At 64.7% G+C, this 18884-nt stretch carries 16 protein-coding genes; 3 read left to right on the top strand and 13 right to left on the bottom strand.

The features are described 5' to 3' along the window. Window positions 1–6: 6 nt before the first annotated feature. From R2N03_RS12235 to R2N03_RS12200, 8 genes are all read right to left on the bottom strand, one after another. The gene (locus R2N03_RS12235) at window positions 7–1881 is read right to left on the bottom strand and encodes an ATPase, T2SS/T4P/T4SS family (protein WP_316657912.1); all 1875 of its coding nucleotides are present in this window, start codon (window positions 1879–1881) and stop codon (window positions 7–9) included. 10 nt (window positions 1882–1891) lie between these two features. Continuing rightward, entirely contained in the window at window positions 1892–3376 is a 1485-nt protein-coding gene (locus R2N03_RS12230; protein ID WP_316657911.1) for a type II and III secretion system protein family protein, read from the bottom strand. 166 nt (window positions 3377–3542) lie between these two features. Next, complete coding sequence (gene cpaB, locus R2N03_RS12225; protein WP_316657910.1) at window positions 3543–4610, bottom strand: Flp pilus assembly protein CpaB; 1068 nt, start codon at window positions 4608–4610, stop codon at window positions 3543–3545. A gap of 54 nt (window positions 4611–4664) precedes the next feature. Continuing rightward, window positions 4665–4886 carry a hypothetical protein gene (locus R2N03_RS12220; RefSeq protein ID WP_316657909.1) on the bottom strand — a complete coding sequence of 74 codons (222 nt, stop codon included), beginning with the start codon at window positions 4884–4886 and terminating at the stop codon, window positions 4665–4667. Beyond that, on the bottom strand, window positions 4883–5638 hold the full coding sequence (locus R2N03_RS12215; RefSeq protein WP_316657908.1) for a hypothetical protein: 756 nt from the start codon (window positions 5636–5638) through the stop codon (window positions 4883–4885). The genes R2N03_RS12220 and R2N03_RS12215 overlap by 4 nt, the downstream gene beginning before the upstream one ends. A 1-nt stretch (window position 5639) precedes the next feature. Next, window positions 5640–6455, bottom strand: coding sequence for a TadE/TadG family type IV pilus assembly protein (locus R2N03_RS12210; RefSeq protein WP_316657906.1), 816 nt, complete (start codon window positions 6453–6455; stop codon window positions 5640–5642). After that, window positions 6455–7987 carry a Tad domain-containing protein gene (locus tag R2N03_RS12205; RefSeq protein ID WP_316657905.1) on the bottom strand — a complete coding sequence of 511 codons (1533 nt, stop codon included), beginning with the start codon at window positions 7985–7987 and terminating at the stop codon, window positions 6455–6457. Before R2N03_RS12205 ends, R2N03_RS12210 begins: the two co-directional genes overlap by 1 nt. Before the next feature lie 19 nt (window positions 7988–8006). After that, a complete protein-coding gene (locus R2N03_RS12200) occupies window positions 8007–8294 on the bottom strand; it encodes a Flp family type IVb pilin (RefSeq protein WP_252675991.1) in 288 nt (95 codons plus the stop codon). A 389-nt stretch (window positions 8295–8683) separates the two neighbouring features. Here R2N03_RS12200 and R2N03_RS12195 point away from each other — a divergent pair, with 389 nt between their 5' ends. Then, window positions 8684–8989 (top strand): ArsR/SmtB family transcription factor, encoded by a 306-nt coding sequence (locus tag R2N03_RS12195; RefSeq protein ID WP_316657904.1) that lies wholly within the window; start codon window positions 8684–8686, stop codon window positions 8987–8989. Between the two features lie 690 nt (window positions 8990–9679). Here the strand turns inward: R2N03_RS12195 and R2N03_RS12190 are convergent. Continuing rightward, the gene (locus R2N03_RS12190; RefSeq protein ID WP_316657903.1) at window positions 9680–11548 is read right to left on the bottom strand and encodes a phosphoenolpyruvate carboxykinase (GTP); all 1869 of its coding nucleotides are present in this window, start codon (window positions 11546–11548) and stop codon (window positions 9680–9682) included. A gap of 416 nt (window positions 11549–11964) precedes the next feature. On the opposite strand from R2N03_RS12190, the gene R2N03_RS12185 reads away from it, so the two are divergent. Next, on the top strand, window positions 11965–12993 hold the full coding sequence (locus tag R2N03_RS12185) for a D-2-hydroxyacid dehydrogenase family protein (protein ID WP_316657902.1): 1029 nt from the start codon (window positions 11965–11967) through the stop codon (window positions 12991–12993). 31 nt (window positions 12994–13024) lie between these two features. Here the strand turns inward: R2N03_RS12185 and R2N03_RS12180 are convergent, their stop codons facing one another. From R2N03_RS12180 to R2N03_RS12165, 4 genes are all read right to left on the bottom strand, one after another. Next, complete coding sequence (locus R2N03_RS12180) at window positions 13025–13915, bottom strand: DODA-type extradiol aromatic ring-opening family dioxygenase (RefSeq protein ID WP_316657901.1); 891 nt, start codon at window positions 13913–13915, stop codon at window positions 13025–13027. A 108-nt stretch (window positions 13916–14023) separates the two neighbouring features. Beyond that, window positions 14024–15439 (bottom strand): NAD(P)/FAD-dependent oxidoreductase, encoded by a 1416-nt coding sequence (locus R2N03_RS12175; RefSeq protein ID WP_316657900.1) that lies wholly within the window; start codon window positions 15437–15439, stop codon window positions 14024–14026. Window positions 15440–15520: 81 nt separating this feature from the next. Beyond that, on the bottom strand, window positions 15521–16414 hold the full coding sequence (locus tag R2N03_RS12170; protein WP_316657899.1) for a patatin-like phospholipase family protein: 894 nt from the start codon (window positions 16412–16414) through the stop codon (window positions 15521–15523). Further along, entirely contained in the window at window positions 16411–17070 is a 660-nt protein-coding gene (locus R2N03_RS12165) for a TetR family transcriptional regulator (protein ID WP_316657898.1), read from the bottom strand. The genes R2N03_RS12170 and R2N03_RS12165 overlap by 4 nt, the downstream gene beginning before the upstream one ends. Before the next feature lie 566 nt (window positions 17071–17636). Between R2N03_RS12165 and R2N03_RS12160 the strand changes: the two genes are divergently transcribed. Then, window positions 17637–18878 carry an efflux RND transporter periplasmic adaptor subunit gene (locus R2N03_RS12160; RefSeq protein ID WP_316657897.1) on the top strand — a complete coding sequence of 414 codons (1242 nt, stop codon included), beginning with the start codon at window positions 17637–17639 and terminating at the stop codon, window positions 18876–18878. Window positions 18879–18884: the final 6 nt, after the last annotated feature.

The raw sequence follows: 18884 nt of genomic DNA, 5'->3' as shown, positions 1-18884 counted from the left end.
CCGCTCCTACGGCTGCTCGCCAAAGATGCTGGTGTCGACCGGAATGCCGCGCCGAATCAGGTCCTGGTAGAAGTCGGGGATGTAACTGGTCGACACGAAACGGCCCTTGACCCTGCCGTCGCTGCCGTAGCCCTCTTCCTTGAAGACGAAGACATCCTGCAGTTGCACGACGCCGGTTTCCATGCCGCTGACTTCGGTGATGTACGTCACGCGCCGTGAGCCGCAAGAGAACCGTGTCTGCTGCACGATGATGTCCACCGCCGAGCACACCTGTTCGCGGATCGCCTGCACCGGCAGGTCCAGACCCGCCATCAGCGTCATGACCTCGAGGCGCGACAGGCAATCTCGCGGAGAGTTGGCATGTGCCGTCGTGAGCGAGCCATCATGGCCGGTGTTCATGGCCTGCAGCATGTCGAGTGCTTCCCCGCCACGGCACTCACCCACGACGATGCGGTCGGGGCGCATCCGCAGGCAGTTCTTGACGAGGTCGCGAATGGTCACGGCGCCCTTGCCTTCCATGTTGGGCGGGCGGGCTTCGAGCGAGACCAGGTTGGGCTGCGTGAGCTGCAGTTCGGCAGCGTCCTCGACCGTGACGATGCGCTCATCGTCGGGAATGAAGTTCGAGAGCACGTTCAACAGCGTGGTCTTGCCGGAGCCCGTACCGCCGGAGATGACGATGTTGGCGCGGCGCTCCACGGCCACACGAAGAAACTCGACCATCTGGGGCGACATCGACCCGAAATGCACCAGGTCGCTCGCCTGCAGCTTGCGCTTGGAGAATTTCCGGATGGTGATGTTGGGGCCCTTGAGCGCCAGCGGCGGAATCACGGCGTTCACGCGCGAGCCGTCCTTGAGGCGGGCGTCGACCATCGGCGATGACTCATCGATGCGGCGTCCGAGCGGCGCGACAATCCGCTCGATCGCGCCAAGGACGGCACGGTCATCGGTGAAGATGACCGAGGACTGGGTCAGCCGGCCGCTGCGCTCGACGAAGATCTCGTCATGCCGATTCACCATGATTTCAGTCACGGCTTCGTCTTCCAGCAAGGCTTCAAGCGGCCCGAGCCCGATGACTTCGTCAAACACGCTCTTCTTGAGCACATCGCGCGGAATGCTCGGCGTGTTGTAGCGTGGATCGTCTGCCAGGATCTCGTCGAGCAGGCCACCCACGATCTTGCGCAGTTCCTCTTCCTCCATGCGAGCCACATTGACGCGTCGCAGATCCATCGCATTGATGAGCGCCTGGTGTGCGGCCTTGCGCAGCTCGACACCGTGGGGGGTGTTGATCGGGGAAAGCACGTCTTCGCGGGCAGCGTGGTGCGGGGCGCGCACAACCGGCGCCGGCCGCGGAAGGTCGGCAACGGCAGGCGCCGAAGCGTTTGCCGATGGCGTCGCCGGGACCGCGATGGCCTGCGCAGCCGGCTCTTGGCGCACGGGTATCGGTGCGGCTGGCGTGCTCGTCTGCTCGGTGCGGCCGGCAGGCACGCCATGACCCTCGGCCAGATTGCCCCGGCCATTCGTGCCGTGGATACCGTTGACGCGATCGGCCGAAGCAGGTCTGCCGGGAGGCGGGACGGACTCGGCTCGCTGGCCGTTCTCCGGCGCGACCGACAGGAGGTAGCTGCCGATTTCGATCTTGTCCGAGGGCGTCAGCGGACCATAGGACGTGACCGGATTGCCATTGATCAGCGTGGATGCAATGCCACCCTCGTCTTCCAGGTAGTAGCGGCCGTCACGGTTGATGATCTGGGCGTGTCGCTTGCCGATCAGGAAACCCTTGAGCACGATGTCGCAGCCGGGGTCCTTGCCGATCGTGCACGCTTGCCCGATCTGGCGGACCTCGCTGCTGCCGTCGCGTCCGGTAATGGTGAGTCTGAGCATGGCAAGTTCCTCAGCCGCCCTGGTAGACGTCGCTCTTCAGGCTGTTGGGCGACGGCTGCAGCAGACGCTCGTGGTTTTCGCGGCGCTCGATTTCCTTCTCGCGGCGGCTGTCGATTTCTGCCAGCGGGCTCGGGTCGCCGTTTTCGTGGCGATAGTTCCGGTTGATGCTTTCCGCACGGTCCAGCAGGTTGTCGGTAGGTGGCAGGTTCGGGTCATAGATCATCGGCGTGACGAAGATGACCAGATCGCTCTTGTTGTTGCGGAAGTTGGTGGACTTGAACAGCTGGCCCAGCACCGGGATCTCGCCGAGCAGCGGTACCTTGTCGATCGCGTTGCTGGCCTGCGAAGACACCAGCCCCGAGATGGCGATCGTCTCGCCCGGGCGCAGTGTGAGCTCAGACGAGGTTCGCCGCGTCAGGAACGCCGGGTAACCGCCGAACGAGACGGACGGATCGATCTGGCTGATCTCGGTGCCCAGCGAAGTCGTGATGACGTTATCGCCATCGACCGCGGGTTTGACCTCGAGCTTGATGCCGTATTGCTTGTAGATCACCGTCTGCGAGCCGAATGCGCCAGCAATCGGGATCGGGACTTCACCGCCGGCCAGGAAGTCGGCCTTGCCACCGCTGCGCGTATTCAGCTCGGGCGCCGCCAGCACATAGGCTTCGCCCTTGCTCACGGCGAGGTTGATCTTGGAGAAGATCGACGTGGCGATCCCGACGAAGAATCCGCTGCCGGCACCATTGACGCTGCCGGGCACGCTGTCGTAAGGGCTGCCGATCAGCGGCGGCAGCGTGCCGTAGCGGCCCGTGCGGGCCAGGCTGTTGGCGAAGGACGCCTGTGGGCCATTGATCTGCTGGTCCCACGCAATGCCGATGTTCTCCAGCCCTGTCTTGGTGATCTCCATGATCTGGACCTTGAAGTGCACCGCCTTCTTGAGAGGCCCGCCATCTTCGGAGCGGATCAGGTTGGTGACCATCGGGTAGCGGTCCGTCACCTGCTTGAGGTCGGGAGCCCGATCCGGATGAATGAAGCCGTTGAGTACGATCGAGTTGCCTCGCTGCGTGACCTCCAGCTTGCGTACGAACGGCGAAAGCGTGCTGCGCAGTTGTTCGGCAATGTCGTTCAGGTCCTGATCGGTGACGCGCAGCCGCACATTCATGGCGATGCCGGCTTCGTTCCAGATCACCATGTTCGTGACACCGGCCTTTTCCGCCAGCAGGATCAACTTCTTGTCGGCCACGGTGCTGCTGACCAGGGCACCATCGCCCACGGCGACGCGCTTGATGGTGCCCGGAACGTCAATGATGCGGACCTCACCCTTGAAGAGCACCAGTTCGTGCGCCGATTTGTTGGCCGCCGGTGCCGGTGTCGACATCGATGCCGGCTTGGTGCCCGGCACGCCGCGCACAACCCCTGTCGGGTCCGGGGCGCCCTGATCCGTGGTGGCCGCCGACCAAGCCGCAGGCGCCAGCGCAGCGCTGAGCGCCAGCACCGACACGTGCGCAAGAACCCTGCCCTGAATTGCCGCTCGGGAGACGGCTCTGTAATGAGTGGACATGCAATCGCTCTGCAATCGAAGAATCGGTTGAGGAAGGGGGGGGCCGTGTGCCGCTGCCCCGATTCATGACGTGGGCTTGGCCGTACGGCTATCCGAGGGGTCAGTTGCCTTGCTGCTGGACGGTGCCGGCTCCGACGAGGGCGCTGGTCAGTCGGTCCATGCTGGCTTGCTGGGCGGCGGCGAGCTTCTGTGACGCCGCCAGCGCGGCATCCGAGCGCAGGCTGGTTGCAGTCGCGTTGGTGCCGATCGGAAGTTCTGGCGCATTCGGCAGGGACGAGATCAGCTTGCCGTGCGTGTTACCCACGATGTACTGAACCGCATCGGTATCCGCGTCATCCGAAAAGAGCGAGCGCTCTTGAACGACGATCTGAGGGGTCGAGCGTTTGTCGGCGGCATTGCGCAGCACCGCGCGCAGATTGCCGACCTTCTGGGCCAGCGAGATGCGTGCCGCCTGCTCGGGCGTCACGCTCAGCGTGACGCTGTCGTAGGCGGTCGGATCGTCAGGCTGTCCGGCTTGTACGTTTGCGCGCCGACGCTCGTAGGCTTCGCCCAGGTCGCGTGCGCGAACGTCTTGCCCCGTTGCAATCACGGTCAGGTCGGACAGGAGCAGGCGAGCGGCCTTGCCGGCGGATCTTCCGTCATCTGCGCTGCCGCTTGCGTTGCTACCGGCAGCACTGATGAGGTACAGGTCGATGTGATTGCCCGGCTTGAGCATCTTGTCAGCCGAATTGACGGCGTCGATTTCGATGGTCAAAGCGCGCTTTCCGACCTCAAGCATGTCGGAGAAGTCGCGCGCTTGCAGCGCTTCCAGATCGGCGCGCCGCACCGGACGGCCCCGGGCGACTGCGCGGACCAGCTTCAGATTGGAGACCGCATCGAAGTCACTGGCACGAATGACATCGTCGAACACGAGGTCGGCGGGCACGTCGCGTGCGGCGAAGTTGTTGTTGTCCACCACGGTGCCTACCGCCGCATCGCGCACCGGCACCAGGACCGATACGTGCTTCTGGCGGCTCAGCTCGGCGGCGAGCTTGGCCTTCAGGGCCGCTTCGCGGCTATCCAGGAAGCGGTACACCCAAAACGTCAGCAACGCGGCCGCTGCCACGGCGACGACCAGCATGACCCAGGGGTTGCTTGCCAGCGAGCGGACTTTGATCTTCTTCAGCATGAAAGGTCGACGTCAAATAAGTAAGGACAGGGCACGGAAGCCGTCGGCGCAGGCTTACGGCACTGCGATGGCGTAGCTGTACGACTGGTAGAACGATTTGAAGGCTGCGATGAGCTGGTTGATGGGCGAGCTGTCGCCTCCCGTGATCAACAGCAGGATCACGACGACGAGGATCACCACGTATTCCGCGTAGACCTGACCTCGCATCGACGCATGAGCCGCCGTGGCGATACCGCCGGCGCCGCGGCGCGACCTCGGGCTTCGGGTTGTCTTCACAGCTGCCTCGACAGGTTCAGCACGGCTTGCGTGCTGGCGCCGTTGGGAACGAACGCCGCATCCAGCTTGTAGCCTTCCTTCTGCAGCGCCATGCCGTAGCCGCGGCGACCTGTGCCGGTGGACTTGCCCAGCGCCTGCGCGCTGGACAGCACGCGCCATCCGGCAGCCTGCACATTGGCGAGATAGCTGTCGCGGGCGCGCGCCGCGCTGCCGCTCAACTGCACGACCACCGTGCGGCCCACGGCCATCGGATCTCGGCTGACCACATCGGAGAGGACCTTGCCGCCAAGCGGCAGCGGCAACGCTGCCGAGCCGACGTCGGTGGGCGTGTCCATCTTGCGCAAGCGCATCGCGCTGTACACGCCGGCTGCCATGCCGCGCGGGTCGGGCTGCGCCGGCATCTGAAGGACGTAGCTGCACTCGCCGTCAGTCGCCGTGACGATCCACCCCTTGTGGTTGTGCACACCCCGCGACGGGATGCCGGCGTCGTCCCAGTAGGCCTTGTAGCGGCGGACCACATCGCCGGGCGTGTTGCGGTAGCTGACCGTCATGACGGCCAGTGGCATGCCGTCGACCACCGTATCCTGGCTGATCCAGGCGCCAACGTCGGGGCGCAGCGGCATGCGGGCGCACTGACTTGCCGCGCTGCTTGCGGCGTGGGCAAGGCCGGTCGCGCTCAGGCAACCCAGGACGGTCAGCCAGCAGAACAGGATCGATGGTTGCGCGATACGGTCGCGGAGTGTGTTGGCCATGCTATTGCCCCAGTCGATCGGCAGGCACCACATCGGGGGCGATCTTGCCCAGGTCCAGACCGAGGATGTCGGGTGCGAACCAGGCCAGGACATCAAGCGCGACCCCTCCCATGAGGCCGGCTTTCTTGACGGGCGTGGCATTGCTGACCTGTGCCAGCGTGCCGCTGGAACCATCAGGCGTCCATCCATTCGTCAGCAGGACGTGCTTGTCGCTGGCGGTGAAGCCGCTCCAGCCTGGCCACAATTGCCGAAGGGTGTCGCTGGAGTTGGCGACGCTCAGGCTCACAAGTGCCGTCTGCTCGTTGTTTGTCGGCAAATCGAACCCGACGCCGACGGTGCCGCCGGCATCCAGTGCCGCCACCGCCGTGTCGAGCGGGGTGCTGGTGCCACTGCGGCTCGTGCTGAGCTGGATGTCGTCGTAGCTCGCCAGCAGGTCGCCTCCGGCAATGTCGTGCCACATCGGAACACCGCCCGCCGGCAACGAGGCGCGGGTGCCATCGTCGGCGTGCAGCCTGGGATCGTCATGGCCGAGCACACGTTGCACCATCTCGCTGCGGATGGCTTCGGGCTGCTTGGTGCGGGACATGCCGTACTGGTTCCAGGCAGCATCGTCCAGGTACACGGTGCGCTCCCATGCAGCGTAGCGGCCGGCCATCAGCGTCTTGTTCCGCACATCGCTCAGCCGGCCCAGCATCGCCATGGCCAGGAAGAGCAGCACCAGCACGCCACCGGCCACAGCCGCCAGTTCGACGATTGCCTGGCCGCGCTGCCGGCGGAGGGCGCTGCGGCTTCGGTTGCAGGAGGTCGGTCGATTCATCACGGCGCTCCTGCGGCTTGTGCCACGGCGGCGGCTTCGAGGTCGGTGGTGGAGGTATCGACCAGGGATGGCTGCCAGTACGGGCTGAACAGGCTCGGGTATTCGAACCGATTGTCGCCACGGCGCCAGGCCGCCGCGTTCAGCAGGCTGCCGGGGCCGCCCGTGCTGCGCGGGCGGATGAAGTAAGCGCTGGCGCTGGACAGCGCACGCAGTTCGTTGGATGGGGCGGCGTCTTCCAGCTGGGTTCGCCCGACGCCAACTTGCATGGCTTGGGTTGTGCGGGCGGTGTCGACGCTGCGCTTGACCTGCAACGTGATCGTCGGCGCGCGGTTGAAGTTGGCATCGCCTGGCGCTGCCTTTTTCGGATCACTCAAATCGTAGTAAGGCTGCAAGCCCGCGCGGCTCGAGTTGTCGAGTGATGAGCCGGGGCCTACCTCGTATTGCAGGAACGCCGCGATGGCTGCCGCGCTGACGAGTGTGTCGCCGATATTCCCGGTGTTGCGATAGCCGCTGGTGCCGGAATAGCTGCTGCCGGGGCCATTGGCGGCGCCGCCGCGCCCCAAGGATTCGAGGATCGGAAGATCAAAACCGACCGGCCCCAGTGGGGTGGCCCAGATGCAGATCAGGTTGCCGACGGCTGCAGTCGCATCGAGGGCTTCCCAGCCCGAGAGGTCCGGGCGCAACTGCGTGGCGCCAGAGTGCGGCTCGCCAACGAGCATGAAGCTGAACACCGAACCGACACAGCCTTTCTCGGCTGTACTGGCCACGGTCGGGGTGCGGATCTTGCCGCGTTCTGGCACAAAGTCGTCGAGCGTGTCCTTGTCCGTGACCACGTCGGCGAAGCGGTCCGCGCCGCTACCGCCGCTACCGGCTTGCTGCTTTGGATCCGTGCGCGTGACGTAGTTCTTCCAGGCGAACAGCTTCGGGGCCCCGAGGGTCGCCATATAACCCTCGTCGGCCGTCGTGTGAGGCTCGTTGGCTTGTGCCACCTGGTTGGCCACCAACGGATAGGAGGCAAGCGTGGCCAGGCGGTAGGTGTGCTGTGCTGTAGAAAGTGACCAGTTCAGGAGGTCCAGGCCCTTCACTACCGTCGGTGCGATGGAGTCGATGGTCGACTTGAGTGGGGTGATCATGGCGCGGGCCGTCTGCTTGGGCAGATCCCACTCGACCTCGCCCAGATCGGCAAACACGTCGATTTCTGTGTCGACCACGTGATCCGACTGCGCGGTCTCGCTGACTTCGTCGATCCACGACTTCAGGCTCAGTACCTGGGCGACGGCCGCCTGGTTGGCCACCATGGCGCGGTTGGTATACGCGCTGAAGTTGTAGTCGCGCGCCTGCAATACGGCCACGCTGTAGGCGGTTGCGTCTGCGGTGTTCTGGAGTTTCGTCTTCGCGCTGGTCAGCTGAGACGCATTGAATGCCGTGAAGAGGGCGAGGCCCCCGACGGCCAGAAAGATGAGGGCGAAGGCCAGCGCCTGCCCTCGCTGCCGGGCAAGCGCGGCCTTGCCATGAAGGCAAGGCTTGCGCATGGGGTCGGCACAGGTTGGCTTAGTTGCCCGTGTCGTTGCCGACGTTGAAGTTGTTCAGGCCCTTGCCTTGGTTGGCCTTGTTCGTCGCTTGCCCGGAGTCCTGGCCCGCGCGGTTGATGTTGTTCTGCGACTCGCTTGTCTTCCCCGACATTTCTGACGCGAGGGCGGCGGTCTGGTGGCGGATCGTCTGGCCGAACATGGCGTACACGCCGATGGCTGACACGGCGATCAGGGCAACGATGATGATGTATTCCGTCATGCCTTGCCCCTTCTGGCGGGCGCGGCTGCGCAGCTTTGCGAATGTCATAACAACTCCTTCCGTTTGAGCGGGCGAATAAGGTCGCGCCTCAGAAAGGCCATGCGGCCCGAATAAGCTGGCCATGCAAAAGGCCCCACTGGTCAGCGGGCGGAATAGTAGCAGCGCGAGAAATATGCCAGAAGCGAAATAGTTTCTACGTTTTAATGATTATTGAAATGACGTCATCGCGGTTGCGGTTTAATATCGCACGCATTACCCTTCGCGCGAAGCTTGCGTTATCTCGCACGAGACAACATAAATGTTACAGGCGTGTGGACGTTCCGACGGGAGGCGGCGTAAAGGCTGAAGGGAGGCGGCCCGTCACACGAGATGGGAGCGCGCGGCGAGCCATGACGGGTCCGGGCTCGGATATGTGTTGTACTTCATAAGAAACAAAAATGAACCGAATCGATATCAAAAGCGCAGCAGAAGTATTGGGCGCTTTGGCGCACGAAAACAGGTTGAAGATATTTCTTTTGTTGGTCGAATCAGGACCGGATGGAATTTCGGCGGGTGTTATTTCCGCATCCTCTGACTTAACTCCATCCTCGGTGACATTTCATTTGAAGGAGTTATCAAGAACGGGTTTGGTGAAAAGCCGGCAGCAAGGGCGCTTTGTTATTTACTCAGCGACGTGCAAATATATTGCGCCGATCCTGGAATTTCTACATAGCAAGTGCGCGTCGTTGAGCGCGGACTGCTGAGCCGACTCCCGCCATCTTCGGTGCCGCCTCGTCCGGCGGGCCGAGCCATCCGCTGATGGCTCCCTACCAAAGTAGGGTGCTCATTTCATTACTCACCGGATTCTTTAATCTGATACCCCCCATATGGAGGGGTTTGCCAGGGGTGCTGGCCGTTAGTCGAGGCGAGCGGCCCATGCAAGTCGTCTTACTGAGGTTTGGAGGCGAACGTTTGCCTCCGACAGGAGAATTATTCTTATTTTCTCCACAAGCCGATTGTTTGATCCCTATTGTTATATTTTGTTACGTGGCGTCGGCAGTTTGAAAATGACCGGCAACCGTCGAAGCCGACAGCAATGTTCGTCCGAGTCTGTCAAACAGAAAACGGCTTCGCCAACGCTTTGTGGCAACTCCGCGGCTCGGGTGTGACAGTCTCAGGAGCGCCCCCATGAGGCGCGGATGGCGTACTGGCGCCATTTGCAGGGTGCAGCGTTGCTATGTCGCTGCGTTCCGGTGTGGGGCGTCACTATGCTTTCGTCGACACAACAAAACCTGACCGCATAAATGAGGAGGCAATTTAGAGGGTTTGACCTAATTGGCAGGGCTGATTATTCAAAAGAACTAGTCTCTAAGTTGTAATTGCTGATTTTGGTGATAAAAAAACCCGCGATTGACGCGGATTTTTCTTGGGGGCGCGGGCTGCCGTGCGTGGACTCAGTTGCCCAACCTTCCCTCCAGCCGTGCTTTCGCCTCGGGCAACGCCTGGGGCAGGCGGTGTGCCAGTTGCGTGAACAGTTCGTCGTGCAGCGCGAGTTCAAGCTTCCAGGCGACCACGTCCAGCGAGATCACCTTCTCGAACTGTTCGACCGTAAAGTCCAGCCCTTCCCAGCTCAGTTCCTCATAGCGCGGCGAAACGCCGAAGACATGTTCGTCGCCTTCAGCCTGGCCTTCGATGCGGTCGATCATCCACTTGAGCACGCGCATGTTTTCGCCGAAGCCCGGCCACACGAAGCGGCCGTCTTCGTCCTTGCGGAACCAGTTCACGCAGAAGATCTTGGGCAGCGTCGCACCGCTCTTGGCGAGCTGTTCGCCAAGCTTCAGCCAGTGCGCGAAGTAGTCGGCCATGTTGTAGCCGCAGAACGGCAGCATGGCGAACGGGTCGCGCCGCACCACGCCTTGCTGGCCGGCAGCCGCGGCGGTGGTTTCGGAGCCCATCGTGGCGGCCATGTAGACACCTTCGGTCCAGTCGCGGGCCTCGGTGACGAGCGGCACGGTGGTCGAGCGGCGGCCGCCGAAGATGAATGCATCGATCGCCACGCCGGCCGGGTTGTCCCATTCCGGGTCGATCGACGGGCATTGCGCGGCCGGCGCCGTGAAACGGGCGTTCGGGTGCGCTGCCTTGCGGCCGGTCTCCTTGGCGATCGCGGGCGTCCAGTCCTGGCCCTGCCAGTCGGTCAGGTGCGCGGGCGGCGTGTCGGTCATGCCTTCCCACCATACGTCGCCGTCATCCGTGAGCGCCACGTTGGTGAAGATGACGTTTTCCTTGAGCGTGGCCATCGCGTTGAAGTTGGTCTTCTCGCTCGTACCCGGGGCGACACCGAAGTAGCCGGCTTCCGGGTTGATGGCGTACAGCCGTGTCTGGCCGTCGGCGTCCTTGCGGGGTTTGATCCAGGCGATGTCGTCGCCGATGGTCGTCACCTTCCAGCCGTTGAGGCCGGCCGGCGGGATCAGCATCGCAAAGTTGGTCTTGCCGCAGGCAGACGGGAAGGCTGCCGCAACGTGGTAGGTCTTGCCTTCCGGCGAGGTCACGCCCAGGATCAGCATGTGCTCGGCCAGCCACCCCTGGTCACGTCCCATGGTGGAGGCAATCCGCAGTGCGAAGCATTTCTTGCCCAGCAGCGCGTTGCCGCCGTAGCCCGAGCCGAACGACCAGATCTCGCGCGATTCTGGAAAGTGCACGATGTACTTGGTCGGGTTGCACGGCCACGCCACGTCCTTCTCGCCGGCAGCCAGTGGCTTGCCGACGGTGTGCACGCACGGCACGAAATCGCCGTCGGTGCCGAGCACGTCGTACACGGCGCGGCCCATGCGGGTCATGATGCGCATGTTCACGGCCACGTAAGGGCTGTCCGACAACTCCACGCCGATATGCGCGATCGGCGAGCCCAGCGGGCCCATCGAGAACGGCACCACATACAGCGTGCGGCCGCGCATGCAGCCATCGAACAGGCCGTTCAGCGTCTGGCGCATCTCGGCCGCGGCGATCCAGTTGTTGGTGGGGCCGGCGTCTTCCTTCTTTTCCGAGCAGATGAAGGTGCGGTCTTCCACGCGCGCCACATCCGAGGGATCGGACAGCGCCAGGTACGAATTCTTGCGCTTGGCCGGGTTGAGCCGCTTCATCGTCCCGGCGGCGACCATCTCGGCGCACAGGCGGTCGTATTCCTCCTGCGAGCCATCGCACCAGACGATGCGCTCAGGCCGCGTGAGCGCCGCCACCTCGCTCACCCACGCGATCAGGCGCGGGTGTTTCACATATTCGGGCACGTTCAATGCAGGCACGCCCTGCATCACGGGTTGATTCATGACCAAAACTCCAATGGAAGTGAAAAAGAAAGCGGAGGCAGATCAATACGGGCGCCGTCCCAGGGGGCCGCAGGTTGGAAAGCGATCGACAGCACAGCGCAGACGCGCCGGATCAGCGATTTCCAGGGGGCGGGGCAACGCAGGCGAAAGGTCGGTAGCCGTACTGATTTCACATTCAGTTACAAAGCGGTGCGCCGCCGGATCGAGGGTTTTTCCGGGCGGCGGGGGCCGCGTGCGCTAAAGTGACGGGACGTTAAGAACAAGGACTCGTCACCAGCGTGGCTGCGCAATTTGCGTGCCCGCGGCGGGCAATTCCGAACGTCGCCACGGATTGCCGGGCGACGGGGGAAGGGAAGAATACCACCGCGAGGGATCGCTGTTTTTTGCTGCGCACCATTGTCCGAAGTGAGATGTCGATGAAGATTGCCGTACTGGACGACTACCAAGACGCCGTTCGCAAGCTGGATTGCTTCAGCCTGCTGCAAGATCACGAAGTCAAAGTATTCAACAACACCGTCAAGGGTGTGGGTCAATTGGCCGCACGCGTGGCCGACGTAGAAGCCATCGTGCTGATCCGGGAGCGCACGCGTGTGACGCGTCAGCTGCTCGACCGCCTGCCCAAGCTCAAGATCATCAGCCAGACGGGCCGCGTGTCGCGCGATTCAGGCAGCCATATCGACCTGGATGCCTGTACCGACAAGGGCGTGGTCGTGCTGGAGGGCAAGGGGTCGCCGGTGGCGCCAGCCGAATTGACCTGGGCGCTGGTGATGGCGGCGCAGCGCCGGATTCCGCAATACGTGGCGAGCCTCAAGCACGGCGCCTGGCAGCAGTCGGGGCTGAAGTCCACGACGATGCCGGCCAACTTCGGCATTGGCCGTGTGCTCAAGGGGCAGACGCTGGGGATTTTCGGCTACGGCAAGATCGGCCAGCTTGTGGCCGGCTATGGCCGTGCCTTCGGGATGAACGTGCTGGTCTGGGGGCGCGAGGGTTCGCTGGAGCGTGCCCGCGCCGACGGCTTTGCCGTGGCCGACTCGAAGGACGCGCTGTTCGAGCAGTCTGATGTGCTGTCCATCCACCTGCGCCTGAATGATGAGACGCGCGGCATCGTGACGGTGGCCGACCTTACGCGCATGAAGCCGACGGCGCTCTTCGTGAATACCAGCCGCGCTGAGCTGGTGGAGGAAAACGGCCTGGTGACCGCGCTCAACCGCGGACGCCCCGGGATGGCCGCCATCGACGTGTTTGAAACGGAACCCATCCTGCAGGGCCACACCCTGCTGCGCATGGAGAACTGCATCTGCACGCCGCACATCGGCTACGTGGAACGCGAAAGCTACGAGATGTACTTCGGCTTTGCGTTCCAGAACATCCTCGATGTGCTCCAGGGCAACGTCGACAGCGTGGTCAACCCGACGGCGCTGGCGCCCGCGCTGATCCGCGCATAACGCCAGGCGCTCTGTCCGTCGTTTCCGTCAATCAAGCCGCGCTGCGCAGTTGCGGCTGATTGGCGCCCGCGCCGTCGAAGCGGAAGCTGTCCATCGCCAGCGAACCGTAGGTCACCGTATCGACCACGTGCTGCGCCTGCACGCCGCCCGGCGTGGCTTGGCCCGGCTGACCCATGGCGGCACCCAGTGCCACGTACAGCGGCATCAGGTGCTCGTCGGTCGGGTGGGCATGCGCGGCATGCGGGGCTTGCGCGCGGTAGTCGCAGAAGGCGGCGAAGTCGCCGGTGCGGATGCCGTCGGTCATGGCCTCCATCATCCATTCGCGGAAGGCCGTCACCCAAGGCTCGACCGGCACGCCGTGCTGCGCCATGCCGGGGCCCCGCATCAGCGCGCGCAGGTTGTGGGTGAAACTGCCCGAGCCGATGATCAGCACACCCTCGTCGCGCAACGGTGCGAGGGTGCGCCCCATTCCCATCTGGCACGCCGGCGACAGGCCGGGCATCAGCGACACCTGGACCACCGGGATCGTCGCCTCTGGAAACATCATCATCAGCGGGATCCACGCGCCGTGGTCCAGCGGCTGGCGGGGGTCGAGCACCGTGGAAGCCTGTTCCTCCAGGCCGGGCACGACGCGGCCGTCGATCAGGTCGCGTATGCGCTCGGCCAGCTCCGGCGCACCGGGCGGCGCGTACTCAAGCGCATAGAGCTGCGGCGGAAAGCCGCCGAAGTCGTGCCATGCCTCCTGCTGTGCGCGGGCGGTGACGGCGGGGCGGCGGGTCATCCAGTGCGGCGAAACGACGACGATGGCGCGGGGTGTGAGTGCTGACATGTCCTGCCCGAGCGCTGCAAATGCGCGCCCGACAGGGCCCGGATCGACCGCCAGCATCGGTGACCCATGAGAGAGATAGAGCACGGGAAGCATGTCAAAATTCCTGAAGTCCTTTTCTGCCATTCTGCGCCGGCGGCGGGCCGGCGAGTTGTGCAGTTTTGCAGCATGCCATCAGGAAAGTTGAACAAGTGCGCTTGGGCCTCACACCGCCAGCAGTTCCTGCGCGACGGTCGGATGCAGGCCAATCGTCGCACGCAAATGCTTCAGCCGGACGCCCAGGCGAACCGCTACGGCCAGCGCCTGGATGATCTCGGGGGCGGCGTTGTCGACGATGTGCGCGCCGAGTACCCGCCCGCTGCGCGCATTGCACACGAGCTTGATCAGCGACTCCATGCCGCGGCCCGCCACGCGTTGCTCCAGTGACACGAAGCGGCGGACCACCACGTCGATGCGCTCCGGTGCCGGGCGTCTGTCGATGTCGGCGCGGTCGGGCCAGCGCATGCGCGCCTCGGCTTCCGTCAGGCCTACGGCCGCGATGGCGGGGTCGCAGAACACCGCCATCGGCACGGCGCCCATGTCGGGCAGCTTGGCGCCTTTGCCGAAAATGCGTTCGGCGACGTAGCGGCCCTGGGCCTCGGCCACCGCCGTGTGCTGGACAGTGCGGCCGGCATCCCCGATCGCGTGTATGCCGCAGGCACGGGTGCGGAAGTGGCGGTCCACGGGGATGCGCCCGCGTGCGTCGAGCGACACCCCCGCCGTCTCGAGGCCCAGCCCCGCCGTGTCGGGGTTCGGGCCACCGGCGCTCAGGACGCGCTGGGCGCGCAGCACCCTGGGCGTGTCTTGGCCGCCTACGCTGACGTAGACCGCCACGCCGCCGCCATTGATCGCATCGCGCTCCACGCGCACCACCTCCGCATCGACGATGACTTCGACGCCGCCATCGGCCAGCGCCAGCGCGGCGGCTTCCGAGACGGCCGAATCGAAGTCAGCCAGGACCCGGGGCTCGCGCGCCAGCACGACTGCCCGCACGCCAAAGCGCGCGAGCGTGGAGGCCAACTCCACCGCCACTACGCCGCCACCCACAAGGATGAGCGATGCGGGAAGCGCGTCCCATCCGAGCACGTCGTCGGCCGTGCCGGCAAGCTCGCCGCCCGGCACCGCCAGCGGCGTGGAACGCCCACCGGTGTCCAGCACGATCTGGCGCGCGCGCAAAACCGTTTTGCCTGCGTCGTTCCGCAACCGGACGATGCCTCGCCCGCGCAATGACACCTCTGCGCTCAGCCATTGCACGCCGGCAGCGGTCAGGCGGGCGAGATGCGCTTCGCGCAGCCTTGCCACTTCCGCCCGTGTGCGGGCGACGGCGTCGGTCCAGGCACCGGGGCGCAGCGCCGGCCCGGACAGGCGCAGACATTGGGCGACCCTCTGCGACCAGGCTGCGCCATCACCAGGCGTTGTGTTCGGCGTGCAGCCTGGGGGGATGCCGGAATCGCCTGCCGGCACGCGCTCGATCAGGGCCGTACGCGCGCCCAGTTGCGCGGCACGCTGCGCGGCGGCCAACCCGGCCGAGCCGGCGCCGATCACGACGAGGTCAAACAAATGGGAGGAGCGTGCGGGCATGGCGGTGTCCGTCGAACAAGCGTCGGCCGGACGACCACAAGCGGTGTGCCGGCGGGCTCACCGCCCGCCCTGAGGTCGCGGCTACGCAGCCGCCGGCGTGGCAAACCCGCGTGGAAGTTCTCGCAGGAACGTTTCGCCGTCATGACGGCCCAGCGCGTACGCGTCACGCATGGCGTCAGGGCGGGTGTAATCCCAACTCGAAATCGGCACCTTGCGCGACGGCTGCACGTAGAAGCGGCGTTGCACGCCGCCCGGCACTGGCACATCCAGCCGGAAATACGTCGGGCGCGGATACAGCCGCGTGACCAGCACGAGTGCATCGCCCGGGGTTTGATCCAGCGCGTGCACCGGGACGTTGTCGACCATGCCGCCGTCAAGCACGGGCCGCCCGGAGCGCCGCAACACCGGCGTGAACGGCGGCGTGGACGCCGACTGCAGGAGCAGATCGGCCAGGGCTTCCGGTGTGGCGCAGTCCTGCGCGCGCACGAATTCGGGCGTAAAGCCCAGCCGCCGGCCCAGGGTCGGGTGCAGCGTCTTGCGGATGTGCTTTTCGATGTTGTAGGCGATGAGTCCGGTGGCGACCGCCGTGCGGGCGCCCATCCAGCGAGGGATGTGCGCCACGCCGATGCGGATCTCGGGCGCCTGCGCGAGCCGCTCCAGACGGCCGTCGCCGAAGACGGTCAACAGCGCCGCCCGGTACATGCCGTAATGCGGAAACACGCGCTCGCCCCGCAACAGGTTGCCCCAGTGCGCGTTGCGCGTGTTGTGGCGCAGGGCCTCGCCGTAATAGTCCATCAACTCGGTGGAATTCCATGCGTGGAGCATGCATGCGGTGGACGCCCCTGCGGAGATGCCTGCAATCACGCGCGGGGCCAGACCCAGCGCCGGCTGAACGGCGTCCCACCAGCCGGCCTGCCACCAGCAACGATTGCCTCCGCCGGCAAAAACCATCTGATCGAACCTGGGCGAACTCATGCGGCGGCTCCTGCGTGACCAGGTTGCACTAGACGCAGCGCCGGCGAGTACCTGAGCGTATCGATGCAGGCATCCAGCAGGCGCTCCTGCTGGCCGGCGAGGCTCGAGGCGTCGGGGTGGAACAGGTAGTCGCCCATGATGCCGTTGAACGCGGCATGGAACTGCGCAACCGCCAGCGGAATGTCGAGGTCCGCAGGCAACTGGCCGCGTCGGGTCGCCTGCTCGATGATGCTTGTCAGGCGGGACATGCCTTCTTCGTAGGACTCCTGCTGGCGTTTCAGTATCGGGCTCGTGTCTTCCACGAACTCGCATTTGTTGAACATGATTTCGAAGACTTTGCGCCAGTGTGCGTCCTCCACGAGCTGGCGCAGGAGAAAGTTGCCCACGTGACGCAGCTCGCCCAGCGGGTCGTCGGCTTCCACGCCGGGCGGTGAGCACATGGTTTCCATCGGCAGCTTCACGCGCTCGCACATGGCGGCGAAGACGTCGGCCTTGTTGCGGAAATGCCAGTAGATGGCGCCGCGCGTCACGCCCGCGGCCTGCGCGATATCCGATAGGGATGTGCGCGCTACGCCTCGTGCATAGAACACGTCTTCCGCCGCATCGAGAATGCGGTTGCGTGTTTCGAGGGCTTCTTCCTTGGTTCGTCTGACCATGATCTTCCAGGGGAACATCGCGGCCACCCCGCCGATGTTCTTTCGATTGGCTTTTGTGCGCTGCACAAAGGCAGGCAATGTGCCGTTGCGATCGGCGCAACGCCCCGCGTCCGCCGCAGGCCGCCAATCCTTGTGGCAGCGAGAGTACGCGGGCAATTGAAGCCTCGCGGCGGTTGCCGCGCACTGCGGAAACGCGTCAATGGAGCCCGCTCCGCTCGTAGCCGTAACTTACATACATACGCGAACGTATCTATAATAGCGCGCACTCGGTCGCTTGCCCATGGTCTTATGCGCCACATCCAGGCGCACCCGGCTTTCCGAGCCGACCTCGTGTCGTCGGCTCCAGAGGCCCAGAGGCCGATGGCCCGATTGCGCCACGTTCTTCGCATTTTGGTCTGGATTGTTGCGCGTTCGTCGCAACGGCCATATCGCATGCCGTCAGATGCAGCTAGCATCGGACGTTTTGATTTTGTGTATTTTTTGGTTTCGTTGACGGTTTGCCGGCGCCGCACTCGTTTGCGCGGCGCGGCACCCGGCATTCCGCTTATCGCCACATGGGGTCATCTATGACGAACACCCGCCGTTATCACCAACTTGCTGCCGCCGCGATCACGGTGGTGGCGCTTGCAGCCTGCGGAAACAAGCAGGCACAAGGGCCGGGCGGCGCCGGCATGCCTCCGACCAACGTCGGCGTTGTGACCGTGCAGCCGCACGCTGTCGGGTTGACCAGCGAACTGCCTGGGCGCCTCGAGGCCACGCGTGTGGCCCAGGTCCGCGCGCGGGTGGCTGGCATCATCCTCAAGCGAACCTACGCCGAGGGCAGCGACGTGAAGGCCGGTCAGCAGCTGTTCCAGATCGACCCGGCCCAGTACCAGGCGGCGCTCGACAGCGCAAAAGCACAATTGGCACGCGCCGAGGCCACGCAGACGCAGGCACAGCTCAAGGCTGAGCGCTACAAGCCGCTGGTGGCGACCAACGCCATCAGCAAGCAGGACTACGACGACGCTACCGCCGCCGCCAAGCAAGCGACCGCTGACGTGGCAGCCGCGCGCGCGGCAGTCGAAACCGCCAAGCTGAATCTGGGCTATGCCAGTGTGACTTCGCCCATCGCCGGCCGCGCTGGTCTTGCGCAGATCACCGAGGGCGCCCTGGTCGGCCAGGGCGACGCGACGCTGCTGACAACCGTGCAGCAGATCGATCCGATCTATTTGACCTTTACGCAGTCAAGCACCGAAGTGCTTCGCCTGCAGCAAGCGCTCAAGGCCGGCAAGCTGGCCAAGGTGGGTGGTGACGCGGCCAAAGTCACGCTTGTCACCGAAGACGGTCGCGCTTATGCACAACCCGGCAAGCTGTATTTCTCTGACCTGACGGTGGATCCGGCCACGGGCACCATTACATTGCGCGCGATTGTTCCGAACCCGGAACGCACGCTGCTGCCCGGCATGTATGTGCGTGCCCGCCTGGAGCAGGCAGTGGACGAGCAGGCCATTACGGTGCCGCAGCAGGCGGTGGCACGCAGCCCGGACGGCGCCTCGGTCATGGTTGTCGATGAGAAGGGCCAGGCAGCCGTACGCCAGGTCCAGGCCGATCGCTCGACCGGTACGGAATGGATCGTCACCAGCGGCCTGAAGGCCGGCGACAAGGTGATCGTCGACGGCTTGCAGAAGGTCCGTCCGGGCGCACCAGTCAAGGCCGTGCCGTGGCAGCCAATGTCGGCAGGCCAGGGTGGCGGCGCAGCTCCTGCGCCGGCGGCCAGCGCCCCTGCTGCAAGCACTCCCGCTGCCAGCGCATCGGCAGCCAAGCAGTAAACAAGG

This window comes from Ralstonia condita (assembly GCF_958405655.1).
In the GTDB taxonomy this organism is placed as follows: Bacteria; Pseudomonadota; Gammaproteobacteria; order Burkholderiales; family Burkholderiaceae; genus Ralstonia; species Ralstonia condita.
Note: the sequence above shows the minus strand (reverse complement) of the source record. Positions and strands in the feature narration are given on the sequence as shown.

What these genes read in the sequence shown, in the direction of transcription:
- R2N03_RS12165 (WP_316657898.1), bottom strand. Translation starts at nt 17,070, where the DNA reads ATGGTCAGACGAACCAAGGAAGAAGCCCTCGAAACACGCAACCGCATT.
- R2N03_RS12235 (WP_316657912.1), bottom strand. Translation starts at nt 1,881, where the DNA reads ATGCTCAGACTCACCATTACCGGACGCGACGGCAGCAGCGAGGTCCGC.
- R2N03_RS12185 (WP_316657902.1), top strand. Translation starts at nt 11,965, where the DNA reads ATGAAGATTGCCGTACTGGACGACTACCAAGACGCCGTTCGCAAGCTG.
- cpaB (WP_316657910.1), bottom strand. Translation starts at nt 4,610, where the DNA reads ATGCTGAAGAAGATCAAAGTCCGCTCGCTGGCAAGCAACCCCTGGGTC.
- R2N03_RS12215 (WP_316657908.1), bottom strand. Translation starts at nt 5,638, where the DNA reads ATGGCCAACACACTCCGCGACCGTATCGCGCAACCATCGATCCTGTTC.
- R2N03_RS12190 (WP_316657903.1), bottom strand. Translation starts at nt 11,548, where the DNA reads ATGAATCAACCCGTGATGCAGGGCGTGCCTGCATTGAACGTGCCCGAA.
- R2N03_RS12170 (WP_316657899.1), bottom strand. Translation starts at nt 16,414, where the DNA reads ATGAGTTCGCCCAGGTTCGATCAGATGGTTTTTGCCGGCGGAGGCAAT.
- R2N03_RS12160 (WP_316657897.1), top strand. Translation starts at nt 17,637, where the DNA reads ATGACGAACACCCGCCGTTATCACCAACTTGCTGCCGCCGCGATCACG.
- R2N03_RS12175 (WP_316657900.1), bottom strand. Translation starts at nt 15,439, where the DNA reads ATGCCCGCACGCTCCTCCCATTTGTTTGACCTCGTCGTGATCGGCGCC.
- R2N03_RS12205 (WP_316657905.1), bottom strand. Translation starts at nt 7,987, where the DNA reads ATGCGCAAGCCTTGCCTTCATGGCAAGGCCGCGCTTGCCCGGCAGCGA.
- R2N03_RS12180 (WP_316657901.1), bottom strand. Translation starts at nt 13,915, where the DNA reads ATGCTTCCCGTGCTCTATCTCTCTCATGGGTCACCGATGCTGGCGGTC.
- R2N03_RS12195 (WP_316657904.1), top strand. Translation starts at nt 8,684, where the DNA reads ATGAACCGAATCGATATCAAAAGCGCAGCAGAAGTATTGGGCGCTTTG.
- R2N03_RS12200 (WP_252675991.1), bottom strand. Translation starts at nt 8,294, where the DNA reads ATGACATTCGCAAAGCTGCGCAGCCGCGCCCGCCAGAAGGGGCAAGGC.
- R2N03_RS12210 (WP_316657906.1), bottom strand. Translation starts at nt 6,455, where the DNA reads ATGAATCGACCGACCTCCTGCAACCGAAGCCGCAGCGCCCTCCGCCGG.